The 13603-nt window shown below is 71.5% G+C and carries 13 protein-coding genes; 5 read left to right on the top strand and 8 right to left on the bottom strand.

The window, feature by feature from the left end; all coding sequences use genetic code 11:
• Positions 1 to 90 precede the first annotated feature (90 nt).
• Entirely contained in the window at positions 91 to 759 is a 669-nt protein-coding gene (locus tag PV679_RS02835; RefSeq protein ID WP_319678741.1) for a PhzF family phenazine biosynthesis protein, read from the top strand.
• A gap of 31 nt (positions 760 to 790) precedes the next feature.
• Here the strand turns inward: PV679_RS02835 and PV679_RS02830 are convergent, their stop codons facing one another.
• Positions 791 to 1456: a biliverdin-producing heme oxygenase gene (locus PV679_RS02830; RefSeq protein ID WP_319678597.1), complete on the bottom strand. Its 666-nt coding sequence runs from the start codon at positions 1454 to 1456 to the stop codon at positions 791 to 793.
• Positions 1457 to 1619: 163 nt separating this feature from the next.
• The gene (gene map / locus PV679_RS02825) at positions 1620 to 2477 is read right to left on the bottom strand and encodes a type I methionyl aminopeptidase (RefSeq protein WP_319678596.1); all 858 of its coding nucleotides are present in this window, start codon (positions 2475 to 2477) and stop codon (positions 1620 to 1622) included.
• A 99-nt stretch (positions 2478 to 2576) separates the two neighbouring features.
• Between map and PV679_RS02820 the strand changes: the two genes are divergently transcribed.
• Positions 2577 to 2816 carry a hypothetical protein gene (locus PV679_RS02820; protein WP_319678595.1) on the top strand — a complete coding sequence of 80 codons (240 nt, stop codon included), beginning with the start codon at positions 2577 to 2579 and terminating at the stop codon, positions 2814 to 2816.
• A 26-nt stretch (positions 2817 to 2842) separates the two neighbouring features.
• Here PV679_RS02820 and PV679_RS02815 read toward each other — a convergent pair whose 3' ends face one another.
• Both PV679_RS02815 and PV679_RS02810 read right to left on the bottom strand, forming a co-directional pair.
• Entirely contained in the window at positions 2843 to 4171 is a 1329-nt protein-coding gene (locus tag PV679_RS02815; RefSeq protein ID WP_319678594.1) for an MFS transporter, read from the bottom strand.
• Between the two features lie 67 nt (positions 4172 to 4238).
• Entirely contained in the window at positions 4239 to 4850 is a 612-nt protein-coding gene (locus PV679_RS02810; protein ID WP_319678593.1) for a hypothetical protein, read from the bottom strand.
• Positions 4851 to 4956: 106 nt separating this feature from the next.
• On the opposite strand from PV679_RS02810, the gene npdG reads away from it, so the two are divergent.
• Positions 4957 to 5667, top strand: a complete 711-nt coding sequence (gene npdG, locus PV679_RS02805) for an NADPH-dependent F420 reductase (protein ID WP_319678592.1) — start codon at positions 4957 to 4959, stop codon at positions 5665 to 5667.
• A 102-nt stretch (positions 5668 to 5769) separates the two neighbouring features.
• Positions 5770 to 5964, top strand: a complete 195-nt coding sequence (locus PV679_RS02800; RefSeq protein WP_319678591.1) for a hypothetical protein — start codon at positions 5770 to 5772, stop codon at positions 5962 to 5964.
• On the opposite strand, the gene PV679_RS02795 is transcribed toward PV679_RS02800, so the two are convergent.
• Complete coding sequence (locus tag PV679_RS02795; protein ID WP_319678590.1) at positions 5954 to 6760, bottom strand: site-2 protease family protein; 807 nt, start codon at positions 6758 to 6760, stop codon at positions 5954 to 5956. The two genes, PV679_RS02800 and PV679_RS02795, sit on opposite strands and share 11 nt — an antisense overlap.
• Positions 6761 to 7015: 255 nt before the next feature.
• Here PV679_RS02795 and PV679_RS02790 point away from each other — a divergent pair, with 255 nt between their 5' ends.
• Positions 7016 to 10426: an AfsR/SARP family transcriptional regulator gene (locus PV679_RS02790; protein WP_319678589.1), complete on the top strand. Its 3411-nt coding sequence runs from the start codon at positions 7016 to 7018 to the stop codon at positions 10424 to 10426.
• Between the two features lie 74 nt (positions 10427 to 10500).
• Here PV679_RS02790 and PV679_RS02785 read toward each other — a convergent pair whose 3' ends face one another.
• The 3 genes from PV679_RS02785 to panB form a co-directional block, all read right to left on the bottom strand.
• Positions 10501 to 11355: an ABC transporter permease gene (locus PV679_RS02785; protein WP_319678588.1), complete on the bottom strand. Its 855-nt coding sequence runs from the start codon at positions 11353 to 11355 to the stop codon at positions 10501 to 10503.
• Positions 11352 to 12380: an ATP-binding cassette domain-containing protein gene (locus PV679_RS02780; protein WP_319678587.1), complete on the bottom strand. Its 1029-nt coding sequence runs from the start codon at positions 12378 to 12380 to the stop codon at positions 11352 to 11354. The genes PV679_RS02785 and PV679_RS02780 overlap by 4 nt, the downstream gene beginning before the upstream one ends.
• Before the next feature lie 252 nt (positions 12381 to 12632).
• The gene (gene panB / locus PV679_RS02775) at positions 12633 to 13508 is read right to left on the bottom strand and encodes a 3-methyl-2-oxobutanoate hydroxymethyltransferase (protein WP_319678586.1); all 876 of its coding nucleotides are present in this window, start codon (positions 13506 to 13508) and stop codon (positions 12633 to 12635) included.
• Positions 13509 to 13603: the final 95 nt, after the last annotated feature.

Genomic DNA, 13603 nt, shown 5'->3' with positions numbered 1-13603 from the left:
CACCGACCGGAAGGACGGTGCGGCCCTGCCGTCGTGTCCGCCGCGATGCGCGGCCAGGGACATACCGCGGTGCCGCGAGGCGGGCCCGTGATGTTGAATGCCCGGGTGACAGACATCGACGTACTCAGCGTCTTCTGCGCCGCCGACGGCCGGCACGGCAATACGCTCGGGGTGGTCCGCGAGGGCCGCGCCCATCCGGACCGGGCGTCCCGGCAGGCCATCGCGGCCCGGCTCGGCTACAGCGAGACCGTGTTCGTCGACGACCCCGAGCGCGGCGTGGTCGACATCTACACGCCGGGGCTGCGACTGCCGTTCGCCGGACATCCGCTCGTCGGCGCCGCCTGGCTGCTCGACCTGGAGGCGGTCAATCCGCCGGCCGGAGAGGTCTGGGTGCGTCAGGACGGCGAGTTCACCTGGATCACGGCCCGTCCCGAATGGGCGCCGCCGCGCACGATCCAGCGGTACGCGTCAGCCGCCGAGGTCGACTCGCTGCCCGCTCCGCCGCCCGGCGAGGGCTGGCTCTACGCCTGGGCCTGGCTGGACGAGGCGGCGGGCCGGGTCAGGGCCCGCGCCTTCCCGCGCCGCGACGACGGCATCGTCGAGGACGAGGCGACCGGCGCGGCGGCGCTGTTGCTCACGGCGGAGCTGGGCCGCGCTCTGAACATCACTCAGGGCCGGGGATCGCAACTCCTCACGGCCCCCGGCCCCGACGGCTCCATCGAGATAGGCGGACGCGTACGCCTGCTCTCGGCCCACTGAGAGATCAACGTCCGACGCGGCGGGAGCCCGGTCAGGCACTCAGCGGGAACCGCGCGCCCAGCTCGCGGAAGACCGCGCCGTTGAAGTCGAACGCGCGCTTGCACTCCGCGATGATCCGCTGCTTCTCCAGATCGTCCGCCGCCACCTGGTCCAGCAGCTCGCGGTAACCCCGCTTGAACGCGGCCGGGTTGGAGATCCGCTCGAAGACATAGAAGCGGACGCCGTCGCCCTTGCGGGCGAAGCCCCAGGTCTTCTCCGCCGTGTCGCGGATGATCTGGCCGCCGGAGAGGTCTCCGAGATAGCGGGTGTAGTGGTGCGCCACATATCCGCCCGGCCAGACGCGCGCGCACTCCTCGATCCGCGCGGCGTACGCGGCGGTCGCGGGCAGCGGCTCAAGGTCCGTCCGCCAGTCCGCACCGCGCAGATGCGCCAGGTCGCGCTCCAGTTCGGACGTACGCAACAGCTCGTCCTGGATGAAGGGACCGGCGACCGGGTCCGTTCTCAGCGACTCGGCGGCGTCCTCCAGCGCGCGGTACACGAACCAGAGCTGCTCGGTGTACCGCGTGTACGCGTCCACTCCGAGTCTGCCGCCCAGCATGTCGCTCATGAAGGCGGAGGTCTCCGCCTCCGTGTGCTGTTCGTGCGAGGCGACTCGGATGAGCGTGGAGAACGGAGTGGCGGTGGCGGTGGCGTCCAAGGCGGGCCTCCAGGGACCGAAGGGGACGGGAGCAGGCAAAGGCCGGCGGCGACGGCACGGGGCCGCCGCCAGGACCGATACTCTTACTTAGGCTTACCTAAGTCAACTGGTTCCCGACGTCCTGTCGGTAAAAACGCTACTCCTCACCCGCCCGGAGGCAACCTCAGGGCAGCGTGAGGATCTCGGCGCCCGTCTCCGTCACCACCAGCGTGTGTTCGAACTGCGCGGTCCGCTTGCGGTCCTTGGTCACCACGGTCCAGCCGTCGTCCCACATGTCGTGCTCGTAGGTGCCGAGAGTGAGCATCGGCTCGATCGTGAAGGTCATGCCGCGCTGGATGACGGTGGTGGCGTGCGGGCTGTCGTAGTGCGGGACGATCAGTCCGGAGTGGAAGGACGAATTGATCCCGTGACCGGTGAAGTCCCTGACGACGCCGTAGCCGAACCGCTTGGCGTACGACTCGATGACCCGCCCGATCACATTGATCTGGCGGCCGGGCCGCACCGCCTTGATCGCGCGGTTCAGCGACTCGCGGGTCCGCTCCACCAGGAGCCTCGACTCCTCGTCGACATCTCCGCAGAAGTAGGTGGCGTTGTTGTCGCCGTGCACACCGTTGATGTAAGCGGTGACATCGAGATTCACGATGTCGCCGTCACGGAGCACCGTGGAGTCCGGGATGCCGTGACAGATCACCTCATTGACGGATGTGCAGAGCGACTTGGGAAAACCGCGGTAACCGAGCGTCGACGGATAGGCCCCGTGGTCGCACATGAACTCGTGCGCGACCCGGTCGAGCTCGTCCGTGGTCACACCGGGCGCGATGTGCTTCGCGGCCTCCTCCATCGCCTGCGCGGCGATCCGTCCCGCGATCCGCATCAGCTCAATCGTTTCCGGTGTCTGCACTTCCGGCCCGTTGTACGGGGTAGGAGCAGGCTTCCCGACATATTCGGGGCGCCGGATGTTTCCGGGAACGGAACGGATGGGAGAGAGCTCTCCTGGTACGAGCAGTGACTGGCCAGACATGCCAGCGAGTCTAGGGCGTGTTGGAGAAGTGGCGTCGTCCGCCCGCAGGGCCCGACCAGCGACCGTGGGGCAGCATGGCGTCAGAGGAAGGAGCCGATGATGGCCCTGTTCAAGAAGCGCACGACCGCTAAAGCCGGCGAGTGGTACTACTGCCTGGAGCACAAGAAGGTCGAGGAAGGCCCCGACTGCCCGGCCAAGGACCGCTTCGGCCCCTACGCGACCCGCCAGGAGGCGGAACACGCGATGGACACGGCGCGGGAACGCAACCTGGAGTGGGAGAACGACCCTCGCTGGCACGACGGCTCCCGCGGCGAGGAGGACGACACTCCGTCCGCCTGACGGCGGCGCGGTTCAGGCGGCGCGCTTCAGGCCGCGGCCTCCGCGCCCGCGGGGGCCGCGCCGGCCTCGGCCGTCGCCTCCCGAGCAGTCGCCTCCCGCTGGGCCCGGCGGCGCAGCGCGTCCTCGTCCGTGTCGGCGTTGTACGTCATCAGCTTCGGCAGTACGGCCGCCAGCAGTCCCACCGCCGCCACACAGGCCAGGCCGCCGCTCCAGATCGCCGGACGCGTGCCGGTCCAGCCGGCCACGGTGCCGGCCCGTAGCTGGCCGAGCTGCGGCCCGGTGCTGTACGACAGCACCTCTATGCCCGCGAGCCTGCCGCGCAGCTCCTCCGGGACGGTCTGGTCCCAGATCGTGTGGCGGGCCAGGCCACTGACCATGTCGCCGCCGCCCGCGATCACCAGACAGGCCAGGATGAGCCAGATGTTCGACATCCATCCGGCGGCGGTCATCGCGAGACCCCAGCCCGCCGCGCCCAGCGTGACCATCCGGCCGTGGCGGCGCACCCGGGAGGCCCAGCCGCTGGTCAGGCTCACCAGTACGGCGCCGAGCGGGATCGCTCCGTACATCAGCCCGAGCGCCCACTCGGCGTGCAGGTCCTGGGCCAGAAACGGGAACACCGCGATCGGATAGGCGAAGAACATCGCGGCCATGTCGATCGCGTACGTACCGAGCAGGACGGGCTTGCTCCAGGCGTAGCGCGCGCCCTCCACCACACTGCGCAGCGACGGCTTGCCTGCCGTGTGCGAAGGCGGCGCCGGCGACAGCCGCAGACACATCAGGACCGAGACCGTGAAGCCGGTGACCGTCACCGCGTACGCCGTCGGCGCGCCCGCGAAGGCGACGACGACACCGGCGAACGCGGGACCGACCACGGCCGCGATCTGCCCGCGCATGAAGTTCAGCGCGGCGGACGCGGTGAGCTGGTCGTGCGGGACGATCCGCGCGATCAGCGAGCCCAGCGCGGGCTGCTGGAGGCCGGAGAGCGCGGAGACGCCGGCCGCGACCACATACAGCGGCCAGAGCGCCGGACGCGGCAGCAGTCCGTTCACCAGCAGGACGGCGGCGAGCAGGCCCAGTCCCGCCTCGGAGAGCAGGATGACCCTGCGGCGGTCGACCGCGTCGGCCAGCGCTCCGCCGTACAGCCCGAAGACGATCAGCGGCACCATTTCGACGGCGCCCATCGCACCGACCGCGAACGGCGAGTTGGTCAGGTCCTTGATCTGGAGCGGCAGCGCGATCATGGCCATGGAGCTGCCGAAGGAGGTCACCAGCCCCTGGATCCAGAGCAGCCGGAATTCGCGCAGGGTACGGAGCGGAGTGAGATCCGGCAGGATCGCCTGGAGCTTTTTGGTCACGAGGGGCCATGTTCCGTGCTGATACGTGGAACATGCAAGCGAAATCCTGGTGACGCCGGCCGCTCCGCTACCAGCGGGCCGGCGGCGGCGCCGTGAGCTGCTCCGCCAGCCGCGACAGCCGGTCCCGGAAGCGCCGCCGCCCACGGGGTCCCGGCACGCTGTTCTCTCCGGCGGCCGCGCTCACGAGATGCTGCACGGTGTCGAGATCCACACCGTGCTCCAGGTCCGCCGCGGCCACCGTCAGCGCCTCGTGCGCCAGCCCGCGCACCTCCGCGTCCCCGCCGTCGAGCGACAGCACCGTCGCGCCGGCCCGCCGCGCGTCGTGCACCCGCTCCAGCAGCCCGCCGTCCGGCCGCTCCGGCGCCACGACGAGCAGCGTCTCGCCGCGGCCCACCGCCCTGAGCCGGCCCAGTCCGACGGCGAGATGCGCCGGATCCTCCGGCCGCACCCGGTGCCGCACCAGCGTGGGATTCAGCTCCGGCTGACCGGACCACGCGGCCTCGTCCACCAGATGCGCGGCGAGATGCCACGGCTCGTACTCCTCGGTGCCGACCAGCAGCAGCCCGCCGCCCTGCGGTACGACGGAGGACCGCAGGGCCCCGGCGAAGCGGCGCGCCGCGGACGGCCATTGCGTCCCGGCGAGGACTTCACGCAGCAGTGCGACGCGTACGGCATCCATGGGCCCGCATCCTGCCGCAGCCGGGCCTCCCGCGCGGGCCGGTCACCACGGGCTCACCCGAACGGGGACCGCTACCTACGAGTAGTGCGGGAAGTAGGGTCGGAGCATGACTTCACATGACAGTGGCAGCGCGCCCACGCCTCCGGCCAGGGAACCCTGGGACCTCCCGGACGTCTCCGGGCTGGTCGTCGGCGTGCTCGGCGGCACCGGCGACCAGGGCCGCGGCCTCGCCTACCGGCTGGCCAGGGCCGGGCAGAAAGTGATCATCGGATCCCGGGCCGCCGAGCGGGCCGAGTCGGCCGCCGCCGAACTCGGCAACGGCGTCGAGGGCGCCGGCAACGCCGAATGCGCGCGACGCAGCGACGTGGTCATCGTCGCCGTGCCGTGGGAGGGCCACGCCAAGACCCTGGCGGCCCTCAAGGACGACCTCGCGGGCAAGCTCGTCGTGGACTGCGTCAATCCGCTCGGCTTCGACAAGAAGGGCGCGTACGCGCTCACGCCGGAGGAGGGCAGCGCCGCCGAGCAGGCCGCCGTCCTGCTGCCCGGCTCACGGGTGACCGCCGCCTTCCACCACCTGTCCGCGGTGCTCCTCCAGGATCCGTCGGTCGAGCGGATCGACACCGATGTGATGGTGCTCGGCGAGGCCCGCGCGGACACCGATGTCGTGCAGGCGCTGGCCGGCCGGATTCCGGGAATGCGCGGGGTCTTCGCGGGCCGGCTGCGCAACGCCCACCAGGTGGAGTCGCTGGTGGCGAATCTGATCTCGGTCAACCGCCGCTACAAGGCGCACGCCGGACTGCGGGTGACCGACGTGTGACCGGCGGCCGGGCGACCGGCACCGGCGGGCATGGGGGAGACTTGACGGCGCCGGCCGCGTGGACGCGGTCCGGTAAGCCGTCCCCGACAGGAGCCGACCCCCATGCCCCGCCTCGCTCTGTACGCCTTCGCCGTCTGCGCCCTCGCCGTCGTCGCGGCGGTGGTCTCCTTCGCCGCCGGCAACTGGCTCGGCGTCGTCTGGGTGCTGCTCGCCGCGCTGTCGTCCAACATGGCCTGGTACTACCTGCGCCGGGCGAAGGCCGAGCGAGCGGCCCGTACGACCACGGCTACGAGCTGACAGGACCGCAGGCGAATTCGTTCCGGTCGGTCCACCAACTGAACAGATTACGTCCGCAGTAGGCGTCCAGATCCGATACGCCGAGCCCGCCGAGGATCGCGTGGATCACGTCGAAGAAGACCTCGTTCACGCCGGGGATCAGGATGATGACGAAGACGCCGAGCAGCCCGAACTGCGCGTACGGCTCCACCTGCCGGCGGATCCTGTACGACAGCCACGGCTCGATCACTCCGTAGCCGTCCAGACCCGGCACCGGCAGGAAGTTCAGGATCGCCGCGGTGACCTGGAGCAGTGCGAGGAAGCCGAGCGCGTACTGGAAACCGAGCGGTACGCCGTCCAGCGCGCCCAGCCAGAACGGCGCCGTGCACACGACCGCGAACAGCACGTTCGTCAGCGGCCCGGCCGCCGAGATCAGACTGTGCTTCCAGCGGCCCCGGATACGGTTCCGCTCGATGAAGACCGCTCCGCCGGGCAGACCGATCCCGCCCATGATCACAAAGATCACGGGCAGCACGATGCTCAGCAGCGCATGCGTGTACTTGAGCGGGTTGAGCGTCAGATAGCCCTTCGCGCCGATGGAGATGTCTCCGCCGTGCAGCGCGGTCCTGGCGTGCGCGTACTCGTGCAGACAGAGCGAGACGATCCAGGCGGCCGTGACGAACAGGAAGACGGCCACTCCGACGTTGGCGGAGAAGTCCGTCCACACGGCCCAGCCGGAGACGGCCATGACGGCGACGATGCCGAGAAAGACGGGAGAGATCCGCCGATCGCTGCTGCGGACGGTGGCGGTGGTCATGGACGGGGCTCCCAGGGATCGGTGGCTGTGCGGATCGACCGTACTAGGGCGTGTTGCGAAAGTAACGCCGTCCGTCCGGAGTACGGGGCTGCCCGCGGGTGGACGGTGCCGTGTGCCGGACAGGGCCCGGCGACGCCGGAAGAACGTCCCGCGAGGGCTCCGTGGTTCCTGACCGCGCGGACCGCCGCCGAGGAGGTCCCGGCCGCCGGGGGAGGGGTGCGTGGACGACCGGGCCGTGCCGGGGACAATGGGCGGATGCGCTATCGCGTCCTCGGCACCACACGAGCACTGCACGACGACGGCACGCCCGTCGCCCTCGGCGGAACACGGCTGCGTGCGCTGCTGACGGTTCTCGCCCTGAGGGCCGGGCGGACGGTGCCGGTCGGCGCGCTGGTCGCCGAGGTCTGGGCCGGCGATCCGCCGGCGGACGCGGTGGGCGCCCTTCAGGCGCTCGTCGGACGGCTGCGGCGGGCGCTCGGACACGAGGCCGTGTCCTCGTCCGACGGCGGCTACCGGCTGCGCGCCGACGAGGAGGACATCGATCTCCACCGGTTCGGACGGCTCGCCGCCGAGGGCGCGCGGGCCCTGGAGGAGGGAGACGCGATCAAGGCGGCGGCCCTTCTCGACGACGCGCTCGCGCTCTGGCAGGGCCCGGCCCTGGCCGATCTGCCCGACCGGGCGCCGGAAGCCGCCCGCTGGGAGACCCGCCGTCTGGAGGCCCGCCGGGCCCGGCTGACGGCCACGCTCGACCTGGGCCGCGCCGAGGAGGCACTGCCCGAACTGGCCGCGCTCTGCGACGAGTTCCCGCTGGACGAGCCGCTGCACGCGCTGCGTATCCGGGCCCTGCGCGACGCGTCCCGGCCGGCCGAGGCCCTGGTGGCGTACGACACGGTCCGCCGCGCTCTGGCGAACCGTCTCGGTACGGATCCGGGCCCCGGACTGCGCGCACTGCACCAGGAGTTGCTCCACGCGGGCGACCGGACCGACGAGCGGGGGAGCGGTCCCGGCCCGGACCGAGGAGAGAGATCCGGCCGGGAGGACGGTCCGGGCGGTGCGGTCCGGCGGGCCGGTCCGGCCGGCGGAACCGCGGACCGGCGGAGCCCGGCGCCGTACGGCAACCTCCGCGCGCGGCTGACCAGTTTCGTGGGCCGCGAGGCGGACATCGAGGCCATTCGCGACGATCTCGGGCGGGCCCGGCTCGTGACCCTGCTCGGTCCCGGCGGCGCCGGGAAGACCCGGCTGTCGCAGGAGGCCGCCGAGCGGGTCGCCGACGGCTGGCCGGACGGTGTGTGGCTGGCCGAACTCGCGCCCGTCGACGACCCGGAGACCGTGGCCGAGGCCGTGCTGACCGCGCTCGGAGCGCGCGAGACAGTGCTGCGCGGCGCCGGAGCCGAGGAGCTGAGAGCCGCCGACCGGCATGGCAGCGAGCCGCTCGTACGGCTGGTCGAGCACTGCGCGCGCCGCCGCATGCTGCTCCTTCTCGACAACTGCGAGCATGTCGTCGAGGCCGCCGCGACCCTCGCCGAGGAACTGCTCGCGCGCTGCCCCGAGCTGACCGTCCTGGCGACCAGCCGGGAGCCGCTCGGCGTCCCGGGCGAAGTGATACGTCCCGTCGAGCCGCTGCCGCCCGACCCGGCGCACCGGCTGTTCGCGGAGCGGGCCCGCGCCGTCCGGCCCGGCTTCGACCCGGCCGACGATCCCGGCGCCGTCGCCGAGATCTGCCGTCGGCTCGACGGGCTGCCTCTCGCCATCGAACTGGCCGCGGCCCGGCTGCGTATGCTCACGCCGCGCCGGATCGCCGACCGCCTGGACGACCGCTTCCGCCTGCTGACCAGCGGCAGCAGGACCGTACTGCCACGCCAGCAGACCCTGCGCGCCGTCGTCGACTGGTCCTGGGACCTGCTCGACGCGCCGGAACGCGCCGTGCTGCGCCGGCTGTCCGTCTTCGCCGGCGGCTGTGATCTGACGGCCGCCGAGTCGGTGTGCGGAGACGGCACGGCGGACGCCGCCGTCGGCCCTCGCGAGGTCGCCGGGCTCCTCGGCGCACTCATCGACAAGTCTCTGGTCGTCGCGGCGCCGTCGCCGGACGGCGACATGCGTTACCGGCTGCTCGAAACCGTCGCGGAGTACGCCGCGGAGCGGCTCGACGAGGCCGGCGACCGTGCCGCCGCCGAGCGCCGGCACCTTGTCCACTACCGGGAGCTGGCCCGCACCACCGACCCGGTGCTCCGCGGCGCCGGCCAGCGCGCCGGGATGGCCCTGCTCCGGCTGGAGCAGGAGAACCTGCGCACCGCGCTGCGCCGCGCCGTCGCCGCCCGCGACGAGGACGAGGCGCTCGTACTCGTGCTCTCGCTGGCGTGGTTCTGGCAGATGATCGATCTGCTCGCCGACGCGCGGCAGTGGTCGAAAGCCGCCGCGGCTCTCGGTCCCGATCCATTCGCACCGCCGGCGCGGCCCGCGCCGCCGCTGCCCGAGCGGTGCACGGACGCGCCGCCGCCGCTGGCCCCGGAGATGCTTCAGGAGGCCCGGCGCCAGGTGCGGCTGATCGAAATGGTCTCCCTGGAGCGTGAGGCGCACGACTGGACCTCGCCGGAGCGGCTCGCCTGGCTGAGCGCGGTGGCCACGGTCTACCGGCCGGGTCTGCCGCAGACCTGCCGCTTTCCCGGCACGCTGTGGTTCTTCGTGCTCATGTTCACCGGAGAGGCCGAGCAGCTCAGAGGCGTCCTGGACGAGACCGTGCGGGCCTGTGAGGAGTTCGGTTACGACTGGGAGCTCGCCGGAGCGCTGCAGATGCGGGCCAATATCCTGGCCAACCGCGTCGCGTCGGCGGGCGACGCGAGCCGTGACGCAGACCGGAGCCTGGCCATCTACGACCGGCTCGGCGACGCCTGGGGCACGGCGGAGGCGCTGGCGGCCCGGGGCGAGGCACGGGAGAAGCGCGGCGATTACGCTCTCGCCGCGGAGGACTACACGGCGGCCATCGGTCATGCCGAGGGGCTCGGCGCGCAGTCCCAGGTCGCGGTGCTGCGGTCCCGGCTGGCGTCGGCGCTGATCGAGACGGACCGGGGTGACGAGGGCGAGCGGATCCTCCGTGAGGTGCTGGCCGAGGGCCGGGACGGGGCCCATGAGGCGCTGGCCGCCGCCCGGCTCTTTCTCGCGGTGCGGCTGGGCCGTACCGGGCGCGGGGACGAGGCCCGGGAGCAACTGGAGGTGCTGATGGAGGTGTTCCGCTCCGAGACACTGGCCGTCTTCGGTGGCTTCGTGCGGGGCATCCTGGCCTGGCTGGACTGCGAGGACGGCCGGTACGCGGAGGGGCTGGAGGGAGCGCGCGCCGCGCTGGAGACATCGCTTTCGCCGCTGTCGCGGATGATGGCGCCGGAGATGGCCGCGCTCGATCTGGTGACGGCCGCCTGGGCGCTGAGCGGCCTGGCAGGCGAGGACCGGGAGCGCGCGGCCGGCCGGCCGGACCGGGCGCGGGACGCGGCGCGACTGCTCGGTGCCTACGAGGTACTCCTGCCCGAGGGACACTTCCGGGCCTCCATGGAGCGGGAGTTGCTGACGAAGGCGCGGAAGAGCGTGATCGCCGCGCTCGGCGAGGCCGCGTACGAGGCGGGACGCGCCGAGGGCGGCGGCCTCACGATGGAGGAGGCCGCCGCCCTCGTCTGAGCCGCCGGGCCGTCGGCGTACGCCGGAGCACCTCGCATCCGCTGTCCGGCCGGCCGCGTCCGTGCCCGCCGCTCTCAGGACTTCTTACGGAACCTGGCGACGGCCAGCGGGGCCGTCACCACCGTGATCGCCGCGGCCCACGCCAGCGTCACCCATATCGAGTGCGCGACCGGACCGCCGTTGATCAGATTCCGTGCCGCGTCCGCGAGGTTGGACAGCGGGTTGTAGTCCGTGAAGGTCTGCAGCCAGCCGGGCATGGTGGCCGGCGGAGCGAAGATCGACGAACCGAACTGCAAGGGCATCAGCACCAGCATGGCCACGCCCTGGACGGCCTGCGCCGTCTTCATGGTGAGACCCAGCAGGATGAAGATCCACATCAGTGAGGCGCCGAACACCAGCGAGAGACCGACGGCGCCGAACAGCTCCAGCACCGATGTCCTGATCTCCATGCCGAGCAGAAAGCCCATGCCGAGCAGGATCGCCGTGGCGACCAGCATCCGGCCGATCTCGACGACGATCTTGGCGATCAGTACGGAGGACCGGGCTATCGGCATCGTACGGAACCGGTCCATGACGCCCTTGCGGAAGTCGTCGTTCACACCGGTGCCGACCGCCATGGCGATGTTCATGCCCATCATCGCCATCAGACCGGGGACCACGTAGTTCACATAGGCGTCGCGGCTGCCGCCGAGGCTCGCGCCGACGGAACCGCCGAAGACGTACACGAACAGCAGCGTGAAGACGATCGGCATCAGCAGGACGTCGAACATCGACTCCGGGTCCTGCTTGATCTGGAGGACGTTGCGGCGCGCCAGCGCGCCGATGTGGCGCAGATTGGCGCGCACTCCGATCCGTGCGTCGTCGTCGGCGGCCGAAGCGGGACCGGGCGTCCGCGTGGGAGCGGAGGTGGGCAGTGTGGTCGTGCTCATGCCGCGATCTCCTCGGAGGTGGTGTCGGACGCGTGGCTGGTCTTCTGGCCGGTGACGGCCAGGAACACCTCGTCCAGGCTGGGCAGATGGGTGCCGATATGGGCGATGCCGAAGCCGCGTTCGCCGAGCAGGCCGATGACGGCGGTCAGTTGCTCGTCGCTGAGGATCGGTACGTACAGCAGACCCTCGTCCGGCACGGCCTGGGTGCCGGACACTCCGTCGAGTCCGGTCTCGGCGATCGCCCGTGCCATCGCCGGCAGTTGCGCCGGATCGGCCGGCCGGATCTGCAGCGTGCGTCCGCCGACCTTCGCCTTCAGCTCGTCCACACCGCCGTTGGCGATGACCTTGCCGCGGTCGATGACCGTCAGCTCGCTCGCCAGTTGCTCGGCCTCTTCCATGTACTGGGTGGTGAGCAGGACGGTGGCGCCCTCGGCGACCATGCGCTGCACCTCGTCCCAGACCTCGTTACGGGTACGGGGGTCGAGGCCCGTCGTCGGCTCGTCCAGATACAGCACGGACGGGCGGCCTATCATCGAGGCGGCCAGGTCGAGACGGCGCCGCATACCGCCGGAGTACTGCATCGCCGGCTTCTTCGCCGCTTCGGTGAGCGAGAAACGCTCCAGCAGCTCGTCGGAGCGGCGGCGGGCGTCCTTGCGGGACAGATCGAGGAGCCGTCCGATCATGTAGAGGTTCTCCCAGCCGGAGAGCTTCTCGTCGACCGAGGCGTACTGGCCGGTGAGGCCGATGGTGCGGCGCAACTGCCGGGGCTGGCGCAGCACGTCGTATCCGGCGACCATCGCGGTGCCGGCGTCCGGCTGGACGAGCGTGGACAGAATGCGTACGAGCGTTGTCTTGCCGGCGCCGTTGGGTCCGAGCACACCGAGGACGGTGCCTTCGCGCACATCGAGGTCTATTCCGTCGAGGGCCCGGGTGCCCTGGGGTCCGCCGTACTGCTTGACCAGTCCCCGCACCTCGACGGCGTTGCCCGAGCGGCTGCCGTTGGGGTTCTTGTCGATTCGCGTCATGCCACCATTTGACACGCCGCCACCGACAATCCGCCGACAATCCGCCGACAGCGGCCAACGACTCCCGACACTCCACCGACAGGCGCGCACAGGCACCGCACGAGCACCGGCCGGCGGGCCCGGGACGCGCGACAGCCCGCCGACGGGGGAAGATCGGCGGGCTGTCGTTCGTGCGGGCAGTGGCTCTGGGGGAGGCCGCCGCGCGGCGGCCTCCGGGCGTACGGCGCTGTCCGGCGCCGCGCCGGACACGACCTAGTGGAAGGTGTGCTCCTCCTGCGGGAACGTTCCGCCGACGACCTCGTCGGCGAACGCCTTCGCCGCGTCGCCGAGCGTCTGCCGGAGGTTCGCGTACTGCTTCGTGAAGCGCGGCACCTTGCCGCCGGTCAGTCCCACCATGTCGGTGTAGACGAGCACTTGGGCGTCCGTCTCGGGACCGGCGCCGATACCGACGGTCGGGATCTGCAGGACCCTGGTGACCTCGGCGGCCAGCTCGGCCGGTACCAGTTCGAGCACCACCGCGAAGGCGCCCGCGTCCTGCACCGCCTTGGCGTCGCGGAGGAGCTGCTGAGCCGCCTCCTCACCGCGGCCCTGCACGCGGTAGCCCATGGCGTTGACGGACTGCGGAGTGAGGCCTATGTGCGCCATCACCGGGATACCGGCCTGCACCAGCAGCTCTATCTGGGTGTGCGAGCGCTCGCCGCCCTCCAGCTTGACCGCGCCGACGCCGGCCTCCTTCACCAGGCGCGTGGCGCTGCGCAGGGCCTGCACCGGGCCTTCCTGGTACGAGCCGAACGGCAGGTCGCCGACGATCAGAGCGCGCCTTGTGCCCCGGACGACCGCGGCGGAGAGCATCGTCATCTCGTCCAGCGTGACGGGGACGGTGGTCTCGTAGCCGAGATGGCAGTTGCCCATGGAGTCACCGACGAGCATGACCGGGATGCCCGCCTCGTCGAAGACGGAGGCCGTCATCGCGTCATAGGCGGTGAGCATGGGCCACTTCTCGCCGCGCTCCTTGGCGGCGGCGATGTCGTGGATCGTGATGCGACGGGAGCTCTTGCCGCCGTAGAGCGCCTTGGCGCTGTCGGCGGGACCGCCGGTGGCCGGCGTCCGCTCAGCCTGAAGAGTCATGGCCAATGGCCCTTTCGTCATCTCGAGGCACCCTGACGGTGTCCCCGGACCGTATCCATGGTGGCATCCCGAGGCCGTCCACGGGAAGTGGGCCC

Origin of the sequence: Streptomyces sp. AK02-01A, from assembly GCF_033795305.1 — a bacterium.
Taxonomy (GTDB): domain Bacteria; phylum Actinomycetota; class Actinomycetes; order Streptomycetales; family Streptomycetaceae; genus Streptomyces.
This window is presented reverse-complemented; position numbering and strand designations above follow the sequence as displayed.